This is a genomic window from Paenibacillus sp. USHLN196 (assembly GCF_037144955.1).
Classification (GTDB): Bacteria; Bacillota; Bacilli; order Paenibacillales; family Paenibacillaceae; genus Paenibacillus; species Paenibacillus xylanexedens_C.
In genome coordinates this window covers 164683-190190 of record NZ_JBBCYH010000011.1, presented here as the reverse complement: position 1 = coordinate 190190, position 25508 = coordinate 164683, and the positions used below count along the sequence as shown (strand labels likewise).

At 48.4% G+C, this 25508-nt stretch carries 23 protein-coding genes; 8 read left to right on the top strand and 15 right to left on the bottom strand.

Features of this window, described 5'->3' with window-relative positions:
- Nucleotides 1-154 precede the first annotated feature (154 nt).
- Both WFI24_RS24405 and asd read left to right on the top strand, forming a co-directional pair.
- Nucleotides 155-1285: a YheC/YheD family endospore coat-associated protein gene (locus WFI24_RS24405; protein ID WP_336764667.1), complete on the top strand. Its 1131-nt coding sequence runs from the start codon at nucleotides 155-157 to the stop codon at nucleotides 1283-1285.
- Nucleotides 1286-1370: 85 nt separating this feature from the next.
- Entirely contained in the window at nucleotides 1371-2162 is a 792-nt protein-coding gene (gene asd / locus WFI24_RS24400) for an archaetidylserine decarboxylase (RefSeq protein WP_336764666.1), read from the top strand.
- 347 nt (nucleotides 2163-2509) lie between these two features.
- Here asd and WFI24_RS24395 read toward each other — a convergent pair whose 3' ends face one another.
- Entirely contained in the window at nucleotides 2510-3295 is a 786-nt protein-coding gene (locus WFI24_RS24395) for an AraC family transcriptional regulator (protein ID WP_036605807.1), read from the bottom strand.
- A gap of 178 nt (nucleotides 3296-3473) precedes the next feature.
- Entirely contained in the window at nucleotides 3474-4931 is a 1458-nt protein-coding gene (gene pdxR / locus WFI24_RS24390) for a MocR-like pyridoxine biosynthesis transcription factor PdxR (protein WP_336764665.1), read from the bottom strand.
- A 156-nt stretch (nucleotides 4932-5087) separates the two neighbouring features.
- On the opposite strand from pdxR, the gene WFI24_RS24385 reads away from it, so the two are divergent.
- The 3 genes from WFI24_RS24385 (at nucleotide 5088) to WFI24_RS24375 (ending at nucleotide 7573) form a co-directional block, all read left to right on the top strand.
- On the top strand, nucleotides 5088-5705 hold the full coding sequence (locus WFI24_RS24385; protein ID WP_336764664.1) for a pyridoxamine 5'-phosphate oxidase family protein: 618 nt from the start codon (nucleotides 5088-5090) through the stop codon (nucleotides 5703-5705).
- 179 nt (nucleotides 5706-5884) lie between these two features.
- Nucleotides 5885-7183 (top strand): aminotransferase class I/II-fold pyridoxal phosphate-dependent enzyme, encoded by a 1299-nt coding sequence (locus tag WFI24_RS24380; protein ID WP_336764663.1) that lies wholly within the window; start codon nucleotides 5885-5887, stop codon nucleotides 7181-7183.
- Between the two features lie 264 nt (nucleotides 7184-7447).
- A complete protein-coding gene (locus WFI24_RS24375; protein ID WP_206759599.1) occupies nucleotides 7448-7573 on the top strand; it encodes a YjcZ family sporulation protein in 126 nt (41 codons plus the stop codon).
- Between the two features lie 165 nt (nucleotides 7574-7738).
- On the opposite strand, the gene WFI24_RS24370 is transcribed toward WFI24_RS24375, so the two are convergent.
- The 5 genes from WFI24_RS24370 to WFI24_RS24350 all read right to left on the bottom strand — a co-directional run bounded on the left by WFI24_RS24370 (nucleotide 7739) and on the right by WFI24_RS24350 (nucleotide 12608).
- Entirely contained in the window at nucleotides 7739-8956 is a 1218-nt protein-coding gene (locus WFI24_RS24370; protein WP_336764662.1) for an ABC transporter permease, read from the bottom strand.
- A 2-nt stretch (nucleotides 8957-8958) separates the two neighbouring features.
- Entirely contained in the window at nucleotides 8959-9711 is a 753-nt protein-coding gene (locus WFI24_RS24365) for an ABC transporter ATP-binding protein (protein ID WP_062837910.1), read from the bottom strand.
- A 27-nt stretch (nucleotides 9712-9738) separates the two neighbouring features.
- Entirely contained in the window at nucleotides 9739-11112 is a 1374-nt protein-coding gene (locus WFI24_RS24360; RefSeq protein ID WP_336764661.1) for a DEAD/DEAH box helicase, read from the bottom strand.
- A 209-nt stretch (nucleotides 11113-11321) separates the two neighbouring features.
- Nucleotides 11322-12095, bottom strand: coding sequence for an SDR family NAD(P)-dependent oxidoreductase (locus WFI24_RS24355; protein WP_336764660.1), 774 nt, complete (start codon nucleotides 12093-12095; stop codon nucleotides 11322-11324).
- A gap of 54 nt (nucleotides 12096-12149) precedes the next feature.
- On the bottom strand, nucleotides 12150-12608 hold the full coding sequence (locus WFI24_RS24350; RefSeq protein ID WP_036605799.1) for a chemotaxis protein CheX: 459 nt from the start codon (nucleotides 12606-12608) through the stop codon (nucleotides 12150-12152).
- A gap of 457 nt (nucleotides 12609-13065) precedes the next feature.
- Here WFI24_RS24350 and WFI24_RS24345 point away from each other — a divergent pair, with 457 nt between their 5' ends.
- The gene (locus WFI24_RS24345; RefSeq protein ID WP_145325149.1) at nucleotides 13066-13968 is read left to right on the top strand and encodes a LysR family transcriptional regulator; all 903 of its coding nucleotides are present in this window, start codon (nucleotides 13066-13068) and stop codon (nucleotides 13966-13968) included.
- A 30-nt stretch (nucleotides 13969-13998) separates the two neighbouring features.
- Nucleotides 13999-14808, top strand: a complete 810-nt coding sequence (locus tag WFI24_RS24340) for a histidinol-phosphatase (protein WP_336764659.1) — start codon at nucleotides 13999-14001, stop codon at nucleotides 14806-14808.
- Nucleotides 14809-15256: 448 nt separating this feature from the next.
- On the opposite strand, the gene WFI24_RS24335 is transcribed toward WFI24_RS24340, so the two are convergent.
- From WFI24_RS24335 to WFI24_RS24310, 6 genes are all read right to left on the bottom strand, one after another.
- Nucleotides 15257-15880: a GNAT family N-acetyltransferase gene (locus WFI24_RS24335; protein ID WP_336764658.1), complete on the bottom strand. Its 624-nt coding sequence runs from the start codon at nucleotides 15878-15880 to the stop codon at nucleotides 15257-15259.
- Nucleotides 15881-16047: 167 nt separating this feature from the next.
- Complete coding sequence (locus WFI24_RS24330) at nucleotides 16048-16779, bottom strand: metallophosphoesterase family protein (RefSeq protein WP_336764657.1); 732 nt, start codon at nucleotides 16777-16779, stop codon at nucleotides 16048-16050.
- Nucleotides 16780-16837: 58 nt separating this feature from the next.
- Nucleotides 16838-17812 carry a metallophosphoesterase gene (locus tag WFI24_RS24325; RefSeq protein WP_336764656.1) on the bottom strand — a complete coding sequence of 325 codons (975 nt, stop codon included), beginning with the start codon at nucleotides 17810-17812 and terminating at the stop codon, nucleotides 16838-16840.
- Between the two features lie 175 nt (nucleotides 17813-17987).
- Nucleotides 17988-18752, bottom strand: a complete 765-nt coding sequence (gene sdhB / locus WFI24_RS24320; RefSeq protein ID WP_062837919.1) for a succinate dehydrogenase iron-sulfur subunit — start codon at nucleotides 18750-18752, stop codon at nucleotides 17988-17990.
- A 414-nt stretch (nucleotides 18753-19166) separates the two neighbouring features.
- Nucleotides 19167-20909: a succinate dehydrogenase flavoprotein subunit gene (sdhA, locus tag WFI24_RS24315; RefSeq protein WP_036673387.1), complete on the bottom strand. Its 1743-nt coding sequence runs from the start codon at nucleotides 20907-20909 to the stop codon at nucleotides 19167-19169.
- 43 nt (nucleotides 20910-20952) lie between these two features.
- Complete coding sequence (locus tag WFI24_RS24310; protein WP_336764655.1) at nucleotides 20953-21621, bottom strand: succinate dehydrogenase cytochrome b558 subunit; 669 nt, start codon at nucleotides 21619-21621, stop codon at nucleotides 20953-20955.
- A 295-nt stretch (nucleotides 21622-21916) separates the two neighbouring features.
- On the opposite strand from WFI24_RS24310, the gene WFI24_RS24305 reads away from it, so the two are divergent.
- Nucleotides 21917-22840: a LysR family transcriptional regulator gene (locus WFI24_RS24305; RefSeq protein ID WP_336764654.1), complete on the top strand. Its 924-nt coding sequence runs from the start codon at nucleotides 21917-21919 to the stop codon at nucleotides 22838-22840.
- Nucleotides 22841-22889: 49 nt separating this feature from the next.
- On the opposite strand, the gene WFI24_RS24300 is transcribed toward WFI24_RS24305, so the two are convergent.
- Entirely contained in the window at nucleotides 22890-23561 is a 672-nt protein-coding gene (locus tag WFI24_RS24300; protein ID WP_091020848.1) for a potassium channel family protein, read from the bottom strand.
- 17 nt (nucleotides 23562-23578) lie between these two features.
- Nucleotides 23579-24898, bottom strand: a complete 1320-nt coding sequence (locus WFI24_RS24295; RefSeq protein ID WP_442956261.1) for a TrkH family potassium uptake protein — start codon at nucleotides 24896-24898, stop codon at nucleotides 23579-23581.
- Nucleotides 24899-25508 lie beyond the last annotated feature (610 nt).

Here is a 25508-nt window from a genome sequence, read left to right as displayed (position 1 = left end):
CATGTCATAGGATATTGTGTCTGAGCTCACGCTGGTGCATGGCGATGCATCTATACACCGGTCTGCGTTATCGTGATGTCCAACCATGCGGTGACAGGCCGGCATTCCATGATTGGACGATCCATGTCGCGATAACATTGAAGGAGGAACGGTCATGCTCCAAGAAACGATCGGCATTATGTTCGATTCACGCATGTACCGGGGGATACCGGCCGGAAGGACCGGTCAGGAATCACTCGCGAATTATGAACAGGCAGCAGCCAGTTACGGATTAACTCCCTGCTTTTTGCGACTGGGAGATATTGATTCAGATCGGAAAACATGTCTTGCTTATGTAAAAAAGGAAGGCAGATATGTTCGCGAGCGCATGCCATTGCCCTCCGTCATTCATAACCGATCACTCCAGCTTCGTCGGTCGGAACAGCACCAGATCACCAAGCTGATGTTGCAGGGTATTCAGGTATTCAACGTTCGCAACCGGTACCGCAAAGATCACATTCATGACATGCTTCATCAGGATCTCGCCTTGAGAGAACATCTGCCCCGTGCAGTTAAAGCTACGCCAGAGTCTCTGGCCTATATGATGGAACATTATGATGACCTCGTTATCAAACCGTGCAGCGGTAGTATCGGGCATGGCATTATGCGAGTCTTTCAGCGAGATGGACAGTGGAAACTAACCTGCGAGACGAAGGCTGCGCGCAAAGGATGGGCGACCTTCCGATTGAGCAAAGGACAGCTTCCTTCCTCCACCCTTAGGCGGATCTTTCGCCATGCCTACCTCATCGAAGAGCGTATTAAGTTGGTTCGTTATGAGGGCAGGCCAGTGGATCTGAGGGTATCCGTACAGCGGGGTAGCGATGGTCTCTGGGGAATTACAGGCATGTTTGCCAAAGCAGCTCCTGCCCACACGTTTGTTACCAACATCGCGCAGGGCGGTAGAGTCATGACACTCGCGGAGGCGCTTGGAGCAGCAGAATCCGACTTCGATCTGGCTCGACTGGAACACAGAATCGGATTCGTTGCACTCCGAATTGCCCAGACGCTGGCTTCCAGTTTGCCACATCTGGCTGACCTGGGTCTTGATCTTGGTGTAACCCGCAGCGGTCAGATTTATTTCATTGAATGCAATGGACGAGATCAGCGCTACGGTTTTCGTAAGGCCGGAATGTCGGAACACTGGAAGAGAACGTACAGCAAACCGATGGCCTATGGCCGTCTTCTACTGGAACAGAATTCGAGGATTCCGAGACAACCGCAGACATACGATAGGGGATTATATTGATTTCGTGTGCATTCTGTGTCAATATTATGCAGAACGGCCGGTCTTGCCGGCCTTGAAGTTCGCATTAACCCTAAGGGGGATATTCATGGCAAAAACGCTGTTGCGATTAATGACCGAGCTTTCTTCGCGCAAATGGATCTCCCGGACTGTGGGAGCCTTCTCCAAAAGCCGGGGAAGTAAGGCATTTATCCCTTATTTTGTCCGGACCTACGACATCCCTGTTCAGGAGGCCGAGAAAGACTGGAAGGAATACCGTTCACTGAACGATTTCTTTACCCGCAAATTAAAACCGGGCATGCGCCCGTTGGAACTTTCAGAGCATGCACTGATCAGCCCGGTAGATGCCAAGATTACGGCAGCCGGTCCGATATCTGCAGGGACACTCCTGAATGTTAAGGGACAAAATTATACACTTGCTGAATTATTAAACCATTCTCCCCATCTGGAGAAGTACAAGCACGGGTACGGGTTCGTCCTCTATCTTAGCCCTCGCGACTATCACCGCATTCATGCACCTGTCAGCGGCCGCAAGATCGAGAGCGAACACATCAAGGGCAAAGTTTATCCCGTGAATGATTTTGGCCTGACCCATATGAGATCCGTGCTTAGTCGAAACGAACGGCTCATTACGTATATCGCACACGATTACGGTGAAGTGGCGGTTGTCAAAGTGGGCGCAATGAACGTAAGTAGCATACAATATGCGAACACGGACACAAGTACCTGGGCACAAGGGGATGATCTGGCCTATTTTGAATTCGGTTCCACTGTCGTTCTGCTGACGCAGAGTGGCACATTTGAACCGAAACCAGGCTTACAGCCAGGCGATTCCGTCAAAATGGGTGCATTGCTTGGTCGTTTGAAACCGAAGCAATAAGGGGTCCATACACCAATAAAGAGGATGGCGCAGCACCTGTAACCAGGTATTGCGCCATCCTCTTTATGCATTCATTTTCATCCATGTATACATGCAATACGAAGCTTCGCTCCGTCGTTATTAGTCTGCTGAGTTCTCCTCAAAACCATACATCTTGCAAGTCCTCTGCCGGTTTGAATCGGCGCAGACGGTTCCGGAAAATATTGCATCCCTTCGTTGAGCATCCCCGGTTGCGGACCCGACGTTTTCCGTTCATTACAAGTTCCCCCCTTTGGTCATCTGGAATGCTAGATCATTACCCTTGCTTCCCAGACTTGAAACGTTGTCATGTTCTTCCAACCAGAATGCTAACGAATCTCGGACGGGCTTTTGCCTGTATACTGTTTGAATTGACGACTGAAGAAGAAAATATCACGGTATCCCAGAGCATCAGCCACTTCGGTCACATTCATGCCGGTATGCACCAGCAGATGTTCTGCCCGTTCAATACGCATGCGGATAATATAAGATTGCACCGATGATCCCACCAGTTCCTTGAACTTGATCGAGAAATATCGGGGCGATAAGCCTGCCCGGGCAGCCAGATCTTCTACCCGATGCGTAATCCCCGGATGCTGACGCACATAATTGGCGACCTCCTGGATCACATCGGACAGCTGGTTGCTTACCTTTTTCTCCACCGGCTCTTCCGTATCAGCGCGCAGCAAATGAATCATCAGCTGTTTCAGAATCAATCGACTCTCTTCATCACGTCCATACACATCCGATAAGAACAGTCTTACATAACGTGCCAGCAAATGCTCAAATTCCACGGTCTCCTGTACTTCACGATAAGACTGAGGAACATCAGCAACAGGCACGTCCACATCAAAATGAATATACGTCAGAACCAATGGTTTCTGCTTATTATGTGTTGCAGTAGGATGATCGCCTGGCCTGAACAGAAAACAACTACCCTTGCCAACTTCATACGATTGGTCATTCAGTACAAGCGTCCCTTCACCACTCCATACATAAAATAAATCATAGTTTTGCATCGGTTTTTCGCGCTTCTGCCACTTCCAGCCCGGTTCACAGACAATTTTGGCGACAGCGGGCAAAATAACAAATGATGACGGCGATGCCTGCAGCATGTCGCCACTCCCCCTTGATAGTTAATCTCTCTGCATATGGCATCTTGCTCATCTGAATCTCACTTCTTCAGTCCAGGCCATATGTATTTCGGTATGTTGAATCACTCAAACCAACTTGCTTATATATGATATCTGCTCCTACAGGAGCGAAACGACTTATCCCATTATACAGCGGAATTCACCGAAACGAAAATGTGCACTTCTCCCAGGCTAACCGCATTCGCCGAATTCCCTCCGCCATCTCTTCTTTCTCCAGATGTGCAAAAGCAAAACAGACCGCCGGATGTCCTGAAGTCAACCGGTATCGCTCTGCATCCCGGAACAATATGCCATCCTCCTGAGCGAGCTTTTTAAACCGCTGGTAACTATCCATATCGCCATTCCAGGTAGCGTAGATATGCAATCCAGCATCACCAAGCTGCATTGTGAATGCCTCCGGCAACTGTAGCTGCATCTCTCGGACAAAAAAATCATGCCGTTCCCCGTATAAACGGGTTAACCTCCGTAAGTGCCGCAGGTAACCTCCTCGGGTCATAAACTTTGCCAATGCGCGTTGCTCCAGCAGTGCCGGAGGCACCGGTTCATACAAGGCTTTGGCCGAAAGCATAGGTTCCACCAGACCAGGTGGAAGGACAGCGTAGCCCAGTCGGAACGAAGCAACCATCGTTTGCGAGAATGAACCGACGTAGATGACACGCTGTTCACGATCAAGCACTTTGAGGGGTTCAATCGGTCTTCCGCCCCATCGGAATTCACTGTCATAATCATCTTCAATAATGACTGCATTCCGCTTCGATGCCCAGTCAAGCAAGGTACGTCTTCTGTCCAATCCCAACACGGCCCCTGTTGGAAACTGCCGGGTAGGGGTGACAAATAACGTCTGTGCCTCCCAAGGCTGAGGAATAATGCCTGCGGCATCCACATCTGCCGGGATGATATGCCCACCACAGGACTTGACGGCATGGGCGATGCCTTGATACCCCGGATTCTCCAATACAACTGCTGTATTCTCCGTAATCAGCAGTTGAGATAGCAGGGTGATGCCTTGCATTGAACCACTGAACAATACAATCTGAGATGGTTCAGCCTGGATACCACGTGTCCATCTGAGATGGGAGGCGATGGCCTCACGCAGTTCCGGATCACCAGCTACACCACTAGATTCTCGCCAACCACTGCGATGAACCGCAGCGAGTGCACTCTTCCACTCCCCAAGCGGGAAATGTTCTGCAGGCATGCGCTGCATTTGAAAATTAATAACGGACGGCTTCGGTGAAGACATCTGAGTCCGCAGAACTTCATGTTGTGTATTCAACATCTGTACTCGTTCGCCCCAGGGAGACAGCCTGAGAACGGCTTCTTGTTGTTCATTTTCCTGTGTCGATAATGTTTCCGTTACAAATGTACCTCTTCCCCGATGTGCATGGACATAACCATCCGCAAGCAGCATGTCGTATACCTGGGCTACCGAACCACGTGACATCTCATATTGCCTTGCCAGTTCACGGGTAGAAGGTAGTCTCGTACCTCCCACCAATGTGCCTGCATGAATGGCATCACGTAACGCATGGTACAATGCCTCATACTTGTATCGATGCTGAAGTTCATAGGTATCCATCGGCAGCCACAATTCCATTATGCACCTCTCTTCATTCTTCTTCATTCGTGATCCCTAACCAATTGGCCTACTAAAGTGAATGTAAATTGGATCTATTTCATTGTCAATGTATGAACTATTGTTATCCATAAGATATGGCGTTCTATTATATATTTCAATGATGGGGGAATACACATGAGACGGAAAGAATTCACAGTAGCTGAAGAACAGGAGATTACCGCGTTTCTGAATCAGTGCTCCTTCGGGTTTCTAGGAACGGTCAGTCCGGAGGGACAACCACGGGTTACACCGCTGAATTTCGTATATATGGACGGTTGCTTTTATTTTCACGGCAGTCTGGCTGGCGAGAAGATGAAACAGATCAAACAGGATTCGTCGGTCAGTTTTACGGTTGCGGAAGAGTTCTCCCTGATTCCATCCTACTTCAATGATCCCGAGCTTGCTTGTCCGGCGACTTCTTTCTTCAAAAGTGTCATGGCTTTCGGTCAGGCAGAACCGGTTAAGGAACTGGAGATCAAAGGCAAGGTGCTGCAACGATTTATGGAGAAACTCCAGCCGCAAGGCGGGTATGTGCCCATTGATGCTACTGACTCACGCTACACAGGGAACCTTAAAGCTGTAGCCGTTGTGAGAATCGTGCCAGAACGAATCAGCGCCAAGTTTAAATTTGGACAAAATTGGTCTATCGATCGCTTGGATCATGTCCGTGGTGAACTGGAACAGCGCAATGAGGGGCGAGATGCCGAAACCGCAGCAATGATGCAGAAATATTGTCCATTTCATCAGCAATAGTTCTCATCATTAGAGGATTCATCCAGGGATAAATTCAGCTAATTTCCACCTCAAAGCCCTCTGCAACAACGCGGTAAAGTGATATAACTGTCATGTTACGTAATTTCCGTGACGGGGGGGATGTCAAGGTGTTATAATGTTAGGCAGTTGAATCCCAAAGACTTGGAAGGATGAAAAGAATGAATCCACTGGCTGAACAGTTGAACGAAAGTATTCAGGCAGGCAGCAGTCACGTCTACTCCATGCTGTCACAGCTCGGCAAAGAAATTTATTTTCCTAAAGAAGGTATCTTGAGTCAATCTGCTGAAGCAGCAAGCTTGGCCAAAACCTATAATGCAACGATTGGTATCGCTCTGGAGGGCGGTGTGCCGATGCATCTTCCGGTTATTCAGGAGAAGCTCTCTGCATTCCAGCCAAAAGATCTGTACCCTTACGCTCCGCCTGCAGGCAAGCCTGAACTGCGGACCGTCTGGAGAGACAAGATGCTGAAGGAAACGCCTTCGCTTGAAGGTAAAACGTTCGGTAACCCGATTGTAACCAATGCATTAACCCATGGACTGAGTATCGTAGCCGACCTGTTCGCCGATGAAGGGGACGCTGTCATATATCCGGATAAAAACTGGGAAAATTATGAGCTGACCTTCGGAATTCGTCGTCATGGCCAGTTGGTTCATTATCCCCTGTTTGATGATCAATTGAACTTCAACAGTGAAGGCTTGCTTCAGGCCCTCCTTGATCAGAAGGACAAAGGTAAAGCGATCGTGCTGCTCAACTTCCCGAATAACCCTACAGGTTATACGCCAGGTGCCGAAGAAGCAGATTCGATTGTGAACACCATTCTTCAGGCAGCTGAAGCCGGCGTGAACGTGGTTGCCGTAACAGATGATGCTTACTTCGGACTGTTCTTCGAAGATTCCATTCACGAATCCCTGTTTGGCAAACTTGCCAACATTCATCCACGTGTATTGACTGTAAAAGTGGATGGTGCAACCAAGGAAGAATTCGTATGGGGCTTCCGTGTTGGATTCATTACGTATGCCCATGAAGATGCAGCCGTTCTGCACGCATTGGAACAGAAGACACTCGGCATTATCCGGGCAACGATCTCCAGTGGCCCGCATCCTTCCCAGACATTTGTATTGGATGCGCTGAAAGCACCGGAGTTTGAAGGACAAAAACAGGAGAAATTCGAGATTATGAAAGGCCGTGCCAACAAGGTGAAGGCCATTCTCGATAGCGGCAAGTATGGAGATGCATGGGATTATTATCCGTTCAATTCCGGTTACTTCATGTGTCTGAAGCTAAAAGAAGTTGGCGCTGAAGAACTTCGTAGCCATTTGCTGCACAAATACGGTGTGGGTACGATCGCGCTGGGTGAATCGGATCTGCGAATCGCCTTCTCCTGTATTGAAGAGTCCGGGTTGGAGGATCTGTATGAAACCATCTATCGTGGAGTTCAGGATCTGCAAGCGACCTAGATAACACACAGTAGCGAAGTTACAACAATCTCAATAGATCAGGGAAACGGGATCATCTCTGTACCCTGAATGATGTAAGAACCCTTTGTATACCGGCGACATGACATGTCTTCGGGTATACAAAGGGTTCTTTTGTGTTTTATCTGCCCAAAAGCTTCAATTTCTGGCTTTACCGGGCAACGGCCCAATCAGCCTAACCCCCTCGCACATAATATACGATGTACGCAAGGGCGTGCCAAACAACCACTTGAAAGGGGAATGACCATGTCTGGAGTTGAAGATACAAGAGGCGGTTATGGATGCGGCGGTTACGGAGGATTTACAAACACAGGTGCCATTCTCGTTCTGTTCATCTTGCTCGTAATTATCACTAAATCGTTCCTCTGTTAGTTCCCAAGACACACACATGCACGAGAACCAAGTGATCTGATTGCAGCAGTAAGAAGGGTATTCCGGGACACAGCCCGGAATACCCTTCTTTGTTGGTTTGACTAGAAGTTAGCGCCCACCTCGAACTACCATATTGGCTGACGAGACGTACGAAGGTACGATGATTTACTCGTCCTCTTCTTCCTTCAACCACTTGTTGCCCTGCGAACGCCGCATAATTACAATCACCAGTATACCCAAAATAAGTGCCACTCCGGTGATGCTTAGTCCACTCACTCCTGCAGCCAGCATAGGCAGCCACATGAGCAAGGCAGCCAGTGCATGCAGATGGAATATGAATCCCAGCACCTGTGAGCGACGGCTTTCTCCCGAGATCGGATAGATCATAATCCAGAACGATTCACTATGACTGCGACGCAGCGCACCGAGCTGTACCCCTGCAAGCAACAGGAAGAACAGATACACCCCTACACCGAAGTAGCTGCCTGCCGTCCACCAGGATAGTAACATGCCCAGTACAACTAGGCGTAACACGATCGAGAACACTTCGGTTCGAATAAACGTTTTGGTAATGAGATAACGATAAGCTTTCCCCGCATTCCAGGGAAGACCGCTCCCCAACTTGCTAAGCCAGCGACGCGAACTTACCTTCTGTCCGGATGATGGTACATCCACGAACCAGCCTAACGTCTGCATGACCCTGCCAGCCTGACCCTGCTCCACCTGAATCAGACGTTCCCACGCTACCCGATGTTTCACCGGTATACGCAGGGCGACGATGTAGACGACAGCCAGCAACAGCAGGAACCATACGCTGCGCTGAGGTGGCTGCCACAACCATGCGCCAACAGCTAGCACTGCCAGAGCCCATCGCAAGAGACGATACCCTCTTGAAGCCCCGACCTGAACCATTCTTAGCTCTTGCCAGGCTCCATAACTGGACAACCCTTTCCACAACAGCAGGAATACGATGAACCAGCCAAATGGCCGTGCATCCAGATCTGCTCTGACATAAAGGGGCCACAGTGTAACAAAAACAAGCAGCAAGCCCAGACTCTTATAGATGACACCCCGAGCAAAGCTGTTCTTCAAATATTCCTGCATCCGGTATTCCTGTGGTCGCAGGAACACGATATCTGCCGAAAGCAGATATGTACGATAACTGCTAAACAGCACCAGTGGTGCCAGCAGCAACAATGCAATCCAGCGAATCGGGAATCCCGCCGGAATATTCTGGACAAACGATGTATACCAGGCGGAGAACGCAATGACGAGAAATAAAAAGACCATAGCTACACCGCTCTGGATCACATAACCCAGATAAGGAAGAATTCCGTTCCAGAATCCTGTGCGTCTTTGCTTCCATAGCAGCTTGAGATCCATGCTCAATCCCTGCCTTGTACGAGGGAATAGAACATGTGCTCCAGCGTGGCATCCGATTCCCCGAATTGGGAGCGTAATTCATTCAGCGTTCCTTGAGCAATGACCTGCCCACGGTGCAGAACGATAAAACGGTCACAGTAGTTTTCAATCGTGGACAGAATATGTGAACTCAGCAGGATCGATGATCCCGAAGCTTTCATCTCCAGCATAAAATCAAGCAAGGAGCGAATACCCAATGGGTCCAGCCCCAGAAAAGGCTCATCGATGATGTACAGTGGCGGTCCGGCCACAAAAGCACACATGATCATGACCTTCTGTCTCATCCCCTTGGACAGGTGCGTCGACAGACTTGTACTTTTCTCATTCATGCGGAACAATGCCAGCAATTTCTCCGTCCGTTGTTTGAAATCAGCCTCCGACACATTATACGCTCTTGCCGTAAACTCCAGATGCTCCATCACCGTCATCTCGTCATACAGTTCGGGTGATTCCGGTACAAATGCCATCGCCGATTGGTAAATCTGCGCATCCTCGTCGCGCTTCTTGCCCATCACTCGCACTTCACCCTGTTGAGGGGTCATCAAGCCGAGGATATGTTTCATGGTAGTACTTTTGCCAGCACCGTTTAATCCGATCAGTCCGACCATCTCACCACGTCCGACTTCCAGATCGATACCGTGAAGGACCGGCCGTTTGGCACTATAGCCTCCGCTTAACCCGCTGATTTGCAGAACAGGCGATTGAACGTTTTCCATCTATCCCTGCACCCCTTTCGTCAGATTCTATTCTTCGGAGCGTGGCGTTTTGTCTTTACTCCACTTGGGTGCTCCTTTGTTTTTACGATCCTGGTCGCGCTCCGTACGGCCTGTATTGCCAGTTGGTTTGCTACCTGCTGGACTCGAATTGGAGATTGTAGCTCTGGTTCCCCCATTACGATTGCCCTGAACTGGTTTGCGATCTCTGGACTGTCCTGGTTTCCTGGAGAACGAATGTCCCTCAGGCCGCGTGTCCGGACGCGGGTCAGCCTCCAGTACTTTACCGCCAAAGAGTACACGTTCTTGCAATTCAATACCGAGTTCGCGTGCGAATTTACGCATAATAAAGATCTGTGTTTCATCCACAATGGACAAAACGATACCCGAGCGTCCCATCCGGCCTGTACGGCCTGCACGGTGAACATAGTGCTCCGAGTCAAAGGCAGGGTCATAGTTAATAACCATTGGCAAGCCTTCGATATCCAGTCCTCTTGCAGCGACTTCGCTGGCGATCAGCAACTGAAGTTTACCATTACGGAAGGCAGACAACACGTTGCTGCGGGTCACTTTGTCAGCATCCCCGTACAGTGCAGCAGCCGACAAGCCCAGATGATTCATTTTCGCTTCCACTTCACCAATATCCTCGGTTGCATTCACAAATACGATTGCCCGATCCGGGTTATATTGTCTAACCAGACGACGCAGCATGTCAATTTTGTTGCGGTTCTCTTCTACAAAATAAAAATGCTCAAGGCCCGCAGCCGTAGCGCGGTCCGGTTCAATCCCGATCTGCACAGGCTCCTTCATCTCACGCTTCGCAAGTCCAGCCGTGTGCTCATCAATGGTTGCCGACAGGAAAATCAGCTGACGGTCCCGCAATGCGCTCTTGAGTACAAAGTTCACATCACTTACGCCGCCAAGCTGGAATACCTGATCCGCTTCATCAATGACAATGGTGGAAACGTTATGCATTTTCAGTTTTTTGAGTGTAATCAATTCTTTCAGTCGTCCCGGTGTACCCACAACCAATTGCGGATGCTCACGCAACTTCTCGATCTGACGTTTAGCCGCTGCGCCTCCAATCAGACCCAATACGCCGATTTTACGTTCTTCCGCATAACGCTGCGCTTCACGTACAATTTGCATCGCCAGCTCTTGCGTAGGTGCAATAATGAGCTTCTGCGTACCTTTGATATCCATTTTGATGGATTGTAACAGTGGCAGCAGATACGCCAGCGTTTTCCCTGTTCCCGTCTGGGATTTGGATACGACATCCCGGCCTTCCAGAATCACCGGTATCGTCTGAGCCTGTACAGGTGAAGGTTCGTTAATGCCATGTTTAGCCAAAAGCGCCTCCAGATCCTGTTCCACGCCAATTGAAGCAAATGTTTGATTCGTCATGTATGTCCATCCTTTTAATTTATTCATTTTGATAGCCCTGCTTGTACGGATATAACCGAAGCCTGTCATCACATTACCTTTCATTATATGCGAAAAAAGCCCGTGTACCAAATCTTATTCCAGAATCATATGTATACACGCCAAAAAAAAGAAAAGCCCCTCGGCGGAGCCTTTCTTTCATTCCGTATATGATGCCCATTATTGCACTTTCACTTCTGATTCATTACACCGTGCGACAATCGATCTGCAAGACGTGGAAACAGCTGGTACAGCCACACGCCAGCAGAAGCAAGTCTTGGCAGATTCACTTCTTCCTTGCGTTTCTTCATTGCCCGAATCATATGACCAGCAACATCTTCAGGTTTCAGCATCATCCAGCGTACATTGTTGACATAATTGCCGGAGGGATCAGCCCGATGGAAAAATGGCGTATCAATCGGACCTGGATTAATCGTTGTCACCGTAACTCCGGTCTTGCGCAGCTCCTGACGGAGGGCATTACTGAATCCGAGTACGGCATGTTTGGTAGCCGTATAGGAAGCGGATTTGGCCGTACCAATTTTGCCAGCCATGGAGGCCACGTTCACGATCTGTCCTCTGCCCCGTTCCAGCATCTGTGGCAGTACAGCTTTGGTACAGCGGACAATGCCCATGTAATTCACGTCCATCATCTCATCGAATTCCTGCACAGACATATCCGTCATTGCTGCGAATTTCCCGTAACCTGCGTTGTTCAGCAAAATGTCGATTCGTCCGTATTTATGCAATATCGCATCCAGAGCTGACTGAACCTGCTCACTATCCGTAACATCCAGCGTAAGCAATTCATGTCGCCCTTTCAGCGAGGCACCTATCTCTTCCAGCTTGTCCCGTGAACGGGCAGCCAGAATCGGGATGGCTCCTTCTTCTATCAGCATCTGTGCACAAAGCGCACCGATACCACTCGATGCACCTGTGATAAACACTACCTGATCTTTCAGCATACCCGACGTCCTCCCGTATTGAACACATTGCCTCTTGAGGCGTATGGTTCTATTCTACGAGATCATGACCTGAATATCCATCTCACCAATGCCGTCCATCAGCAAAGGAATGCTCAGTGCTTTCGTTGCGCTAAATGTAGTCAGATGTTCGGACTTCATCACTTGTGGAGGTGTAATATCGACCACAACCCCCTGGTTCGACAGGATGGTGCTGGCATTACCACTGATCATATTACCGAGTTCCGAAATAGCACTTTTGCTCATTTCATCCATTTCTGTAATGACGAATCCGCCCATCATCGCAGATACAATTTTCAGTGCAACTTGTTCGTTGATTCCAAATACAATGTTTCCGCTAAGTTGTCCGGTCATTCCGATCACGATCCAGACATGGTCTGCAATGTACTCTACATTCTTCACGCCAAGACTCCCGGTGGAAGGCGAAACCTGGATGAGCTGTTCGAATACGTTCCGTGCCGATTCCAGGAAAGGATTAATCACTTCCGCTTTCACTGTCTATGTCCCCCTCACACTGGGTTATTGGTCACACACCAAAAGTCCCATATTCAATAAATTTATTATACTTTATCACGTACAAGAATTCATTAAGAATTCGTTAAACCATGTGTACTATAATTTATCGTCATCCGTGGGGCAAATGTTTATAGCTGATTCTAGCGAATAAACAGAGCTTTTCTCTTCTTTTGAGGAAAGCTTTTCGATCATTGTGCGTGGCAAAAGGCATTTAGGACTTTATTACTGTTTTCTCACAACTGTTAAAAAAATCAAATTCTTGCATTCGCGTTTTTTTCACAGTCTCTTGAACTACTTTTATAGCCGACAATCACCTTCATTGCTCTGCTGTCCTGAATCACCTATAATTTAAGATAACGGAACAATAACCAGTTACGGGATTTCATCGCACCAAACACTACATACCGAAGATACTTTGCCTGCAAGGAGGTCACCTATGAACATAAGCCAACTGGAGACACTAATTACCATTTCCAAAACGATGAGCTTCCGTAAAGCGGGGGAACTTCTGAACTTGACCCAACCTGCCGTCTCGGCACAGATCAAAAGCCTGGAGGATGAATTCAGCACCGTTCTTGTGGATCGCAATCAACCCGTTACCCTGACAGACCGCGGACAGGTATTTCTGGAGCACGCTGAACGAATGCTCGACATCGTTGATGAATTAAAACAGAAATTGTCCGATCTTGACGAAACGCCTCAAGGACATATTGTGCTGGGGACAACGACTTCCATTGCTATTCAGATACTGCCTAGGGTGTTATCCTATTTCCAGGATCAATTCCCGCTCATCAAAACCAGTATCCAATCCCTTCCTTCGTCACAGATCTATACCCAGGTCGAAAATGGTCTGGTTGATATTGGTATCGGTTATCTCACGGAGCGTAATCCCAACCTGAATACATCTGTACTGTACTATGACACATTCGAACTCGTGGTATCTCCTTCCCATCCGCTGGCGAAGAAAAAACATGCTGCTGTGGATGTGCTCCGGAGTACACCATTGATTCTGCTGTCCCCAGATACTGTAGGACGACGGTTTACGGAAACCATCTTCAAAAAACACAATATTGAACCCAATATTGTAATGGAGTTATCAAGCAGCGAGGAAGTTAAACGGATGGTCGAAATTGATCTCGGAGCAGCTGTTATATCCAAACAATCTGTTGCGCATGAGTTGCGACAAGGTACTCTGCGTATGATACCTTTAAGTGAGCTGGAGGTCAGCCACCCTGTTGGTGTTATCTATAAGTCCAGCAGATACCTCAACTCGGCAATGCAGCAATTCATAAGTGACCTCAAAGGCATGCCGGAAACCCAATTCATCAGTTCAGAATGACAATGAGCCATGAGAAAGGAAGGATTCCATATGAAATTCGATCTTCACACACATCATTTTCGTTGTGGTCACGCTGACGGCAACATCCGCGACTATATAGAGGCAGGTATTGAGGCAGGACTTCAGGCTATCGGCATCTCGGATCATACGCCATACTTTGGCAGTGAGCTTGAGCAGGCGTTTCCCCGGATCGCAATGGGTAAGTCGGAATTGCAACATTATGTGGAAGAAGTCCTTGCCCTAAAAGAAGAGTACGCCGGTAAAATCGATGTGCTGCTCGGCATTGAATCCGACTACTTCCCTCCTCATGCGGAGTTGTACCGTACCACGCTGGGACAGTATCCTTTTGACTATATTATTGGTTCAGTTCATCATACCGAGGATGTGAGCATCTTCAACAAAACCCGGTGGAAAGGACTGAGCGATGCTCGCAAAGTTGAAGTGAAAGAGAGTTATTATTCATTGATCCGGCAATCGGCTCGCAGCGGTATGTTTCAGATCCTAGGGCATATTGATGCGATGAAAGGAAACTATCCACCGTTCTCGGAAATTATCGCTGATCAGGCCATTGATGAAACGTTGCAGGTTATTGCAGAATCCAACGTAGCCATCGAAATTAACACTTCAGGCAAAACCAAAATCAGTGGTGGCTGGTATCCCTCAGATGCCATTCTGGAACGGGCCCATCATTACGGAGTAAAGGTGACTTTCGGATCGGACGCTCATAAACCGCAGCGGGTTGCAGACGAGCTGGATGACGTTCGTACACGTCTCAAGGAGATCGGATTCACCGACTGGGTGTATTTCAAGCAGAAACAGATGCAGGTTGTACCACTGTAAAAAATATAGAAGCACAGAGAAACCCCCACAGCGTGGACAAGCGCGCTGTGGGGGTTTTAGGTTTAATTCTAAATTAAAAATATTATATAAGTTAAACTACATATTTACACGATAACGGAGAGGACAGGAATAACCAGAAGAAACGAAGTGTTCGCGTTTATCAACGGATTTTCCCTTTTCAAAAGGGAATCAAAAAATCTGGGGATAACAGCGATCGGAAGGTTATTCTGTTATCGGAGTGGCCAGTGTAAATACTCCACAGTTAACTTATATGAGCAAAAAAAATGAACCCGCTCGCGCGGGTCCCAACAGCATTATCTATTATCAAAAAGGGGGTCATGAGATAAGTTTACCCCCTGTCTGTTAGAGTTCAATTGCAGCTATATTTCATTTGTGTAACAAATGATTGAAGTTCGATTCATTCACGTTTTACTACTCTTACTCTATGTTATTGCGGCTTGTCAGATACCAGAGTTTGCAGGTCTTTTTTCTGAAGCGGACTGACGTATTGTTCCCGGTACATACTGTACACTTTGACATCCATTAAGGATTCTGATGCCTCATCATCCAGTCCGAATGAGGGTAGACTCCGCTCGTAGGACATCCCTATTTTGCTTAAAACTCGTTCTGAAGATACATTGGCCTCATAACAACGTGCCTCCACCCTCCAAAGGTGAAGCTCGGCAAATCCAAACTGCAGCAGACGCTCTACCGCCTCGGTAGCCACCCCCATACCCCAACAGGATCTGTTCAGGATATAACCAATCTGTGCGGTACCATTCTGATCATTCCAGTGCTGGAATGAAGTGATCCCGATGACCTGTTCTTTACCTCTCCAGCAGATCCCATAATGTAACGAATCCAGCTTGGCGCTGCTGCTCCGTATCTGGTTCAATAACCTTCTAGCCCTGATCGGTGTGGGCTGGCTTCCCCTATTCACATATCGAATGACTTGAGGATCGGAAAAGAGTTCCGATAATGTGCTGTAATCACTTTGACGTAATGATCGCAGGACAAGACGCTCTGTCCACAAAGCCGGCAGGCCTTGAACCAGCATTTTTCGGGTAAGCATGACAATCGCTCCTTTTGCCTAAACGGGCTCTAGTCCGGTAAGACAAGCATGCTCTGAAGATGATCCGGCTTAATACCATTTGAACTGATCCACGAACTTTAGTATTCGCATTTTAGTATTAATATATTGCATCATTCAATTCCTAACGCCAAAGAGCCCAGATGCCGCTACTCCTGCAGCCCGCGATAGATACCGGTACGAATCTCACGAATATAGAAATCCAATGCAGGAACATTCGCCGACTGTGCAACCTGTACTTCTCGCTCAATATCATAAGGCACCCGCACAAATTGAACATTGAACGGGGTATTATTATCATTGCTGTCTTCACCTTCCAAAATACAGTAGGAAGCCTGCGGAAGATCAAGCGGATTACCAACACTACCTGCATTAAACAGCAACTTGCCATTCATGTACTGCAAGTAAGCGTTATGCACATCCCCATAACCTACGACATCTGCAATACCTTGGTCAGGCTCATCAGCGGGCGGGTCAAACATCGTTAACCTCTTTTCCATGGCGTCCCAAGGCTGTACACGATGATATACACTTTGAGGCGAAGCATGGACCAGGCGGATGATGCGACCACTCAGTTGAAACTGATGACTAAAGGGTAGACTCGCCAAGTACGCCAATCGTTCCTCACCCAACCGTTCTGCTTGCCAGGTGAAGTTCTCATTGTCTTGGTTAACCGCGACCAGTTCATCCCAATTGCCGCGGATGACAAGCTCGCACGTCGCTCTCACCTGATCGACAACCTGCACCGGTTCTGGTCCCTTGCCCACGAGGTCACCAAGACAAAAGATTCGCTCCACGCCACGACTTCGGATATCTTTTAGCACGGCTTCCCAGGCAGTCATGTTGCCATGAATGTCGGATACAATCGCAATTCGTTCCATCTGGATAACCTCCATTCATGTTGAATCCTTTATGTTTCGCGCTCATCTTCTATTCCTTTTATGTGGTTATTCCTTTAAGCTCAAACACCGTTAACTCTGGTCTGCACAGAAAACGAATGGGCAGTTGGGTCATGCCAAAACCACGATTCACATACACCGGCATCTGTGTCTGGGTAGAGTAATATACCCCCTGGACATCCGTGTAATACAGCCCCTGAACATACTTATGCGAACCTCGCGGTGTCGTCACTGCCCCGATCCATGGGAAACGTACCTGTCCGCCATGGCTATGACCGGAAAGCTGCAATCCGAAACCATAGGGAGTGGCAATGTCGGCATAATCCGGTTCATGCATGAGCAGTAATTTCCACACCTCATGATCCAGTTCCTTGATGGCTTGGGCAGGATCAGGCCTGCCTGTCAGTGCGTCATCCAGACCAACGATGGCCAGACGTTCGCCCCCTTGTTCAATCACCACATGTTCGTTCCGTAACAAGGTGAATCCTGCTTCATGGAACATGGTTGCCACTTCATTCTGCTGTCCGCCCCGATAATCATGATTCCCCAAAACAGCAAATTTTCCATATTTGGCTTGCATGGAGGCCAATACCGGAATACATTCACGCATCGGTTCTGATTCCCTCTCGACTATGTCTCCAGTAAAACAAATCAAGTCCGGTTGCTGCTCCTCCATCGTTGCTGCCAGCTTCTTCATCTCTTTCACTCCGGTATGAAAACCAAGATGGGCATCACTGAACTGAACTACACGCAAGCCGTCAAATGCCTTTGGAAACTTCGGAAGTTTCAGCTCCACTTGCTTGATCTCCAGACGACGCGGTTCCCATAGCCAGGCATAACCTCCTGTAAGCAAACTGGCACCCGCTGTCATCAAAACCATGCGCAATAAGAAACTTCGACGAGAGGGATCATGATCCTTTTCTTCTCCAGGAAACACAGACTCTGTTGCACCTGGTGCTTTGTGCGAGTGCTGGGACGGCGAGTTGTTGCTGCCCTGACGCGGTGTCTCTGCCATATCTCCCCCTCCTTCTACGCTCTATATCCATCCCCTTAGTATACCATATTCTGCATGGATAGCCCGGTTCCTCTGCTTCCTCACAAAAAGAAGCCGGGATCTCCGGCATGTTGCTGCACGGGATCACGACTTCTTCTAAGTTGCAGATTACACTTCTGCACATGCTATGACGAGATTATACACCCAACCAGCGTTTGAACATATGCTTGGTCGTTTGTTTGTTCATTTCGGCAATGGAGGTTGTCAGTGGAATACCTTTTGGACAGGATTGCACACAGTTCTGCGAGTTACCACAGCCCTCAATGCCTCCATCTTCCATCAACGCTTCCAGACGATCGTCGGCGTTCATCTCCCCTGTTGGGTGAGCGTTGAACAGACGCACTTGGGACAGTGCTGCTGGACCGATAAAGTCTGTTTTCTCATTGACATTCGGGCATGCCTCCAGACATACACCACATGTCATGCACTTGGACAGCTCATATGCCCACTGACGCTTCTTCTCAGGCATCCGTGGACCTGGACCGAGGTCATAGGTACCATCGATCGGAATCCATGCTTTTACGCGTTTTAGAGCGCTGAACATACGGGTACGGTCGATGACCAGGTCACGTACCACCGGGAATGTCTTCATCGGTTCAATGCGAACGGGCTGTTCGAGCTTGTCGATCAGGGCTGCACATGCTTGACGTGGCTTGCCGTTGATGACCATAGAGCAGGCACCGCAGACTTCTTCGAGACAGTTGGAATCCCAGCACACGGGAGCAATGGATTTGCCATCTGTATTGACGGGGTTCCGCTGAATCTCCATCAGGGCGCTGATTACATTCATGTTGGGACGGTACGGAAGCTCAAATTCTTCGTTATACGAAGATGACTCCGGGCTATCCTGACGGGTGATGATAAACTTGACGGTTTTGTTGGCTGTAGCTTGTTCCGCCATATCGTTGTCCCCTCCTCTGGTGACGATGATTGTATTGCTGATGCGCAAAATGTTTTGGTGCACGGGAGACGCTTCGTCAGCGGAATGCCTCTCTGACCGCTGTTGCTCCCCCATTTTACGGAATGGATTTCTATTGAATAAAATGGGGGAGCAAAGGCGGACGCTTCGCTTCTTCAGGTCATTTCCGCTTCCTCCGCTACGTCGTGCAGGCAGAGTCACTTTGCTGGAAACTGCACTCCAATTCATTCTGGTGGCAGTATTACAGTTCTGAAGCATTGCTAGGCGCTTTGCTTCTTTTGGACATTTCCATCACGTTGATGGCAGTAACTTTGAAGAAGCTCTGCTTCTCCAAAGTTCTCCTGCCTTCTCGTTCAGGTGTTTAACTATTCATTCCATCAATATTGTGAGATTTACTTAATCCTTGGAGTAGTCCCGGATACGCGGTGGGATCAAGGATACGTCTACTGGCTCGTACGAGATTTTCGGGCCTTCTTTCGACCAGCTTGCGATGGTCGTTTTCAGGAACTCTTCGTCATTACGTTCCGTGAATTCCGGTTTGTAATGCGCGCCGCGGCTTTCATTACGCAACAGTGCGCCCAGCGTCATCGCTTCTGCCAATTCAATCATGTTCCATAGTTGGCGAGTGAACGCTGCGCTCGGGTTGTTCCAACCAGAGCTGTCATACATGTTGATTTTGCCATAACGCTCTTTCAATTCCTTGATCTTGCCAATCGTAGCTTCAAGCTTGTCGTTGTAACGCACAACCGTCATGTTGGCTGTCATCCACTCGCCAAGCTCTTTATGAATGACATAGGCATTTTCCGTGCCCTGCATTTTCAAGATGCCTTCGTATTTGTCGCTTTGTTGTTTGGTGTGTTTCTCGAATACGGAAGATGGGATATCGGCGGACGATTTTTTGAGTCCTTTGATATATTCAGCCGCTTTCGGTCCAGCCACCATACCACCATAGATCGCGGATACCAGTGAGTTTGCACCCAGACGGTTCGCACCATGGTATTGATATTCACATTCACCAGCTGCAAACAGCCCCGGAATGTTAGTCATTTGATTGTAATCTACCCACATGCCACCCATGGAATAATGGACTGCCGGGAAGATTTTCATCGGGATTTTACGCGGGTCATCACCCATGAACTTCTCATAGATCTCAATGATTCCGCCGAGTTTAACATCCAGTTCCTTCGGATCTTTGTGGGACAGGTCAAGATAAACCATGTTCTCACCATTCACACCCAGACCCATGTCTACGCAGACGCTGAAGATTTCACGAGTCGCGATATCACGCGGAACCAGGTTACCGTAGGATGGATATTTTTCTTCAAGGAAGTACCAAGGCTTGCCGTCTTTGTAAGTCCAGATCCGTCCACCTTCACCACGCGCGGATTCCGACATGAGACGCAGCTTGTCATCCCCTGGAATCGCTGTCGGGTGAATCTGGATGAACTCCCCGTTGGCGTAATTTACACCTTGCTGATACACGGCACTTGCCGCTGTACCTGTGTTGATGACCGAGTTGGTTGTTTTACCGAAGATGATACCCGGACCACCACTCGCCAGAATAACCGCTTCTGCCGGGAAGGTCTGTACTTTCATCGTTTTCAGATCCTGAGCTACGATCCCGCGACATACGCCTTCATCATCCAAAACTGCCTGCAGGAATTCCCAGTTCTCATATTTCGTAACCAGACCTGCTGCTTCCCAGCGACGTACCTGCTCGTCTAATGCATAGAGCAATTGTTGCCCTGTTGTCGCTCCGGCAAACGCCGTACGGTGATGCTTCGTTCCCCCGAAACGACGGAAATCAAGCAATCCTTCCGGTGTCCGGTTGAACATGACGCCCATCCGGTCCATCAGGTGAATGATGCCAGGTGCTGCTTCGCACATCGCTTTAACCGGAGGTTGGTTCGCGAGGAAGTCACCGCCGTATACCGTATCATCAAAGTGTACCCATGGGGAGTCACCCTCACCCTTGGTGTTTACCGCTCCGTTAATGCCGCCTTGTGCGCATACAGAGTGGGATCGTTTAACAGGAACCAGTGAAAATAAATGAACATGGACTCCGGCTTCAGCCGATTTGATCGCCGCCATCAAGCCTGCGAGACCGCCGCCCACAATAATTACATTCGTTGATGCCATTGCTGTTCACTCCCTTATAAGTCAGCATTTATACGCTAAATGCTTAAATTAGAACTGTTTTAACTGCGTCAATCATCGAAGTAGCTGTCTGGAAATCAATGCTCCGGAAAGCAAATAGTGAAGCAATAAACATGATGGAAACGATAGCGAACAAGCTCATACATACGTAAGAGGATACACGCTGCGCACGCGGACCAACTGTAATTCCCCAGCTAACGAGGAATGACCACAGACCATTGGCAAAATGATATGACGCCGCAACCACACTGATCATATATATTGCAAAGGTTATCGGATTCGTCACCGCATCATGTATGACGCCGCCAATCTCTTCATGTGATACATTACCCAGCGCAATCTGTACACGCGTCTCCCATACGTGCCAGATGACGAATACAAATGTAATGACACCGCTTACCCTCTGTAGCGTGTAGCGCCAGTTACGCTCATTGCCGAAACGGCCCACGTTAGGCTTGGCCTGATAGGCAATGTAAAGACCGTAAACACCGTGATAGAACAACGGCAGCCAGATAAGTAACGCCTCGATCACAATAACAAGAGGCAAACCGTTCAGAAATGCAACGGCACCGTAAAAAGCTTCTTTGCCGCCTTCAACTGCCGTGAAGTTCGTCACCAAATGCTCGGCAAAGAACAGACTGAGCGGAATGACGCCAAGCAAGGAGTGCAGCTTTCTGGAGTAAAACCCTTTCATAAAATGTCGATCCCCTTTCGCTAAATACAACGTTTTCATAAATGATTTCACTTATCATGACACGAATCCTTTTCCATGAAAAGGTTCGACAAATTGTTCCGTTTTCGCCAGGTGTGAACAACTTGTGTCACGATTCATGTTACTCCTTTTTTTCTTATAAGGGAATTGCAATATAATTATTAAATGTTATAACCTATAGGTATAAGCAGTGAAACATTGGGTTTACAGGCTATACAACATGGAAAACGATTAATCAAGGGCAAGAATCACACTCGCAGAAAAGAGGTTGTTGTTCATGTTCGAGGAGTTAAACGCATTTGCGGCGGTTGTAGAGCAGTCCAGCCTGAACCGCGCATCCAAGTTACTGAACTTGTCCCAACCCGCACTCTCACGCAAAATTGCCAAGTTGGAGGATGAACTCGGGGTTGCCTTGTTCCATCGCCGGGGTAAACGGCTCGAGTTAACCAGTGTGGGTCAGTTCGCCTATACGTTCGCAGTGGAACAAAAACAGCAGCAACAGAAATTCCTGACCTTGTTGGCCCAGTATAAAGACGAAGAACAGAGCACCATTACACTTGGCGCCAGCCTGACGACACTTCAAACCACATTACCACCTCTGGTTAATGCCTTTATGGAGAAACATCCGAATGCCGAACTGAAATTATTGACGGGGAAAACGCATGAGATTGTCTCTTTTGTGCGTGATAAAAAAGCCGATGTGGGCATTGTCGCCTCCTCCATCAGCGAAGTGGGTCTGAACTGCGTACCGCTATTTGACGATCATCTGGAGCTCGTTGTACCGCTCACGCACCCCTTATCCGGCAAGGAAGCCGGGATGGAGCATTTGCAGGATCTGCCGATGATCACGTTCTCCAAAGGCACCTGGTACCGTAAATTAACGGACGACCTCTTTCAGCGCTGTGCCGTGATGCCTGACATTCGTATGGAGATTGATTCGTTTGAAGCGATTATCCGACTCTTGCCTTCTGCCAAAGCCGCTGCTCTATTGCCCAAGTCGTATCTCCGTCCACAATTGCTCGCGGACAATGATCTGGTCTCCGTCTATTTGCCACAACTACAGGAGACCCGAAGAACAACCTGCATGATCTATGGGGACAAAGAAGATCTCAGCGAGACCTCCAGACAATGGGTCAAGGAGACAGCTGCACTCTTTACAGCAAAGGCGCCGTTGCCCTCACGGAGAACCACGTCGCCTTAGTCTATACCTTAATCCGCTAGACTACGTCGCCTAACTTCCTTGTAACTTATCAGCTTTCCTGGCTGATAACCTCTTCCTCAAACCGGTCAATGTCTGCATTATTACCGATAATGACCATGATATCCCCCATTTGAAGCGAATCCAGTGCAGTAGGAGCAATAATGACCCCGGCTTCCTTCTGTAACGCTACAATGCTGCAACCAAAACGTACACGTGCATTCAGGGTCGAAAGAGTTTTGTTGTGCAGACAGGCAGGAACCTTCATCTCGACAATACTGTAATCATTGGAAAGTTCAATGTAGTCCAGCAAATTCGGGGTAACCAGCTGATGGGCAACCCGAATGCCCATATCCCGCTCGGGATAGACGACACGATCGATGCCCAGCTTATCCAGCGCTCGACCGTGAAGCACGGATATGGCCTTGGCCACGACCGTCTTGACGCCCAGCTCTTTTAACAGGATCGCGGTGAGAATGCTCGTCTGGATATCATCCCCGATGGCTACGATACCACAATCGAAATTTCGAATACCCAGTGAACGCAGCACTTCTTCATCTGTGGCATCGGCTACAACGGCATGGGTGACCAGTTCACTCATGTCTTCGACGACTTCTTCATTTTTATCGATCCCGAGCACCTCGTAGCCAAGTTCCATTAATTCCTGTGCCAGACTTGAGCCAAACCGTCCAAGCCCAATCACCGCAAACTGCTGTGTTTTCATTGTTCTTCACGAACCCCTTATCCAATAATCATTTTGCCTTCCGGATACCTGTATAACTCTTTACCCTTTTTCTGCCCAAGTGCATACGCTAATGTGATCGGCCCAAGCCTTCCTGCAAACATCGTAAAACAGATCAGGAGCTTACCCAATGTAGTCAGCTTCAGCGTCAGTCCGAGCGATAATCCGACAGTACCAAAGGCCGATGTCGTTTCAAATAAGATCATCATAAAACTGGCTTCTTCTGTGGTACTCAGTGCCATCGTTACAGCTATGATGAACAAAAGCGCCAGCAATGTAATGGTAAGCGCCTTGAAAATCCGTTCCTGTACGAGCCGATAGCGGAAAAACACGATATCTTCACGTCCACGCATCATGGCGATGACCGCTCCAGCCATAATCATAAATGTCGTTGTTTTGATCCCGCCCCCGGTAGAACCCGGGGAAGCACCAATGAACATCAAAATGATCATAAAGAACTGTGTTGCCTGTCTCAGCCCGGCAATATCTACCGTATTGGCTCCTGCTGTTCGCGGCGTAATGGATTGGAAGAATGAACCGAGAATTTTGCCACCCCAGTTCAGACCGCCGAGCGTACGCGGATTGCTGAATTCGAATACGAAAATAACAAGTGCACCAAATATAATTAGTAGTCCTGTTGTCAGCAACACCACTTTGGAGTGCAGGGAAAGCTTCCGCGTTTTGCGGTAATCCACCAGATCGGACAGCACTACAAACCCGATTCCCCCAGAGACAATCAGGAACATGGCTGTAAAATTCACCAGCGGGTCATACACATATCCGGTCAGACTGCGGAATTCCCCAAACATATCAAAGCCCGCATTGTTGAACATGGAGATCGCATGCCAGTATCCATAATAGATCGCCTGTCCGATTGGCATGTCGAACGACCACCGAATGGCAAACAGTGTGCCACATATGCCTTCGAGAATGAGTGAGTAGATCACAACTTTGCGGATCAGCCGGACAATGCCCTCCATCGTACTCTGGTTCATTGCTTCCTGTAGAATCAACCGTTCCCTAAGCGAGATCCGCCGTTTGAACGCAATCGCAACCAATGTGGACATCGTCATGAAGCCCAGTCCGCCAATCTGAATCAGAATGGCGATCACAACCTGACCCAGCATCGAAAAGTGAGTCCCTGTATCCACCACTACCAAACCCGTGACACAGACCGCAGAAGTTGCGGTAAAAAGCGCATCAATAAATGCAAGACTGTCACCGTTTCGACTGGATGCCGGAAGCATTAACAGCAGTGTGCCTACGAATATAATGCCGGCAAACCCTAACACAAGAATGCGGGGTGGCGATAATCGCATCCATTGAACATTCAGTCTCACTTGAGTATCATCCACCTCTGCTAAAATGAAAATAACTCCACACCCCGTGAAGCCTTCTTTACTTGAAATGCTGTTTCCAAACGTTAAACATGTATGATTCAGATAAAAACGACATATATAATGAAGTTGGAATATTCTATTCGTTCCCTTGTTGGGCGAAAGACATGCGAATCGTTGCACATTTGCTTCAAAATTATAAGCGCTGCGGCGATTACAGACAAAACGTTTTTTGTGTAAATCGGATCGAATTCAGCCAAAAAGGGAAAAACTCAGATATGGCGACGGATGGATCAGATTCTTTCGGTCCTTTTCATTCATTTTCAAGGATTTACACCTGTTTTCGTTACATGATTGGCATTCGGTGCTTGCCCTGTGCTATGTTTACTTTAATATCCATATGAGTGCGTGTTCAAAAAGGTGGGTTTTCAGTACCAAGAAGATGGGATGAAGCTAGAAATGGAGTAGCGGAGCGTAGATAGAGCTACGTGAGCAACGGACATTTCGGCTGAATCCCATATTCGATGCTGATGATGCCGCTAGGCACCATTCGTAATCAAAAGCGGACTTTTTGAACAACCTCTATTAATAA

What these genes read in the sequence shown, in the direction of transcription:
- WFI24_RS24405 (WP_336764667.1), top strand. Translation starts at nt 155, where the DNA reads ATGCTCCAAGAAACGATCGGCATTATGTTCGATTCACGCATGTACCGG.
- asd (WP_336764666.1), top strand. Translation starts at nt 1,371, where the DNA reads ATGGCAAAAACGCTGTTGCGATTAATGACCGAGCTTTCTTCGCGCAAA.
- WFI24_RS24395 (WP_036605807.1), bottom strand. Translation starts at nt 3,295, where the DNA reads ATGCTGCAGGCATCGCCGTCATCATTTGTTATTTTGCCCGCTGTCGCC.
- pdxR (WP_336764665.1), bottom strand. Translation starts at nt 4,931, where the DNA reads ATGGAATTGTGGCTGCCGATGGATACCTATGAACTTCAGCATCGATAC.
- WFI24_RS24385 (WP_336764664.1), top strand. Translation starts at nt 5,088, where the DNA reads ATGAGACGGAAAGAATTCACAGTAGCTGAAGAACAGGAGATTACCGCG.
- WFI24_RS24380 (WP_336764663.1), top strand. Translation starts at nt 5,885, where the DNA reads ATGAATCCACTGGCTGAACAGTTGAACGAAAGTATTCAGGCAGGCAGC.
- WFI24_RS24375 (WP_206759599.1), top strand. Translation starts at nt 7,448, where the DNA reads ATGTCTGGAGTTGAAGATACAAGAGGCGGTTATGGATGCGGCGGTTAC.
- WFI24_RS24370 (WP_336764662.1), bottom strand. Translation starts at nt 8,956, where the DNA reads ATGGATCTCAAGCTGCTATGGAAGCAAAGACGCACAGGATTCTGGAAC.
- WFI24_RS24365 (WP_062837910.1), bottom strand. Translation starts at nt 9,711, where the DNA reads ATGGAAAACGTTCAATCGCCTGTTCTGCAAATCAGCGGGTTAAGCGGA.
- WFI24_RS24360 (WP_336764661.1), bottom strand. Translation starts at nt 11,112, where the DNA reads ATGACGAATCAAACATTTGCTTCAATTGGCGTGGAACAGGATCTGGAG.
- WFI24_RS24355 (WP_336764660.1), bottom strand. Translation starts at nt 12,095, where the DNA reads ATGCTGAAAGATCAGGTAGTGTTTATCACAGGTGCATCGAGTGGTATC.
- WFI24_RS24345 (WP_145325149.1), top strand. Translation starts at nt 13,066, where the DNA reads ATGAACATAAGCCAACTGGAGACACTAATTACCATTTCCAAAACGATG.
- WFI24_RS24340 (WP_336764659.1), top strand. Translation starts at nt 13,999, where the DNA reads ATGAAATTCGATCTTCACACACATCATTTTCGTTGTGGTCACGCTGAC.
- WFI24_RS24335 (WP_336764658.1), bottom strand. Translation starts at nt 15,880, where the DNA reads ATGCTTACCCGAAAAATGCTGGTTCAAGGCCTGCCGGCTTTGTGGACA.
- WFI24_RS24330 (WP_336764657.1), bottom strand. Translation starts at nt 16,779, where the DNA reads ATGGAACGAATTGCGATTGTATCCGACATTCATGGCAACATGACTGCC.
- WFI24_RS24325 (WP_336764656.1), bottom strand. Translation starts at nt 17,812, where the DNA reads ATGGCAGAGACACCGCGTCAGGGCAGCAACAACTCGCCGTCCCAGCAC.
- sdhB (WP_062837919.1), bottom strand. Translation starts at nt 18,752, where the DNA reads ATGGCGGAACAAGCTACAGCCAACAAAACCGTCAAGTTTATCATCACC.
- sdhA (WP_036673387.1), bottom strand. Translation starts at nt 20,909, where the DNA reads ATGGCATCAACGAATGTAATTATTGTGGGCGGCGGTCTCGCAGGCTTG.
- WFI24_RS24310 (WP_336764655.1), bottom strand. Translation starts at nt 21,621, where the DNA reads ATGAAAGGGTTTTACTCCAGAAAGCTGCACTCCTTGCTTGGCGTCATT.
- WFI24_RS24305 (WP_336764654.1), top strand. Translation starts at nt 21,917, where the DNA reads ATGTTCGAGGAGTTAAACGCATTTGCGGCGGTTGTAGAGCAGTCCAGC.
- WFI24_RS24300 (WP_091020848.1), bottom strand. Translation starts at nt 23,561, where the DNA reads ATGAAAACACAGCAGTTTGCGGTGATTGGGCTTGGACGGTTTGGCTCA.
- WFI24_RS24295 (WP_442956261.1), bottom strand. Translation starts at nt 24,898, where the DNA reads ATGCGATTATCGCCACCCCGCATTCTTGTGTTAGGGTTTGCCGGCATT.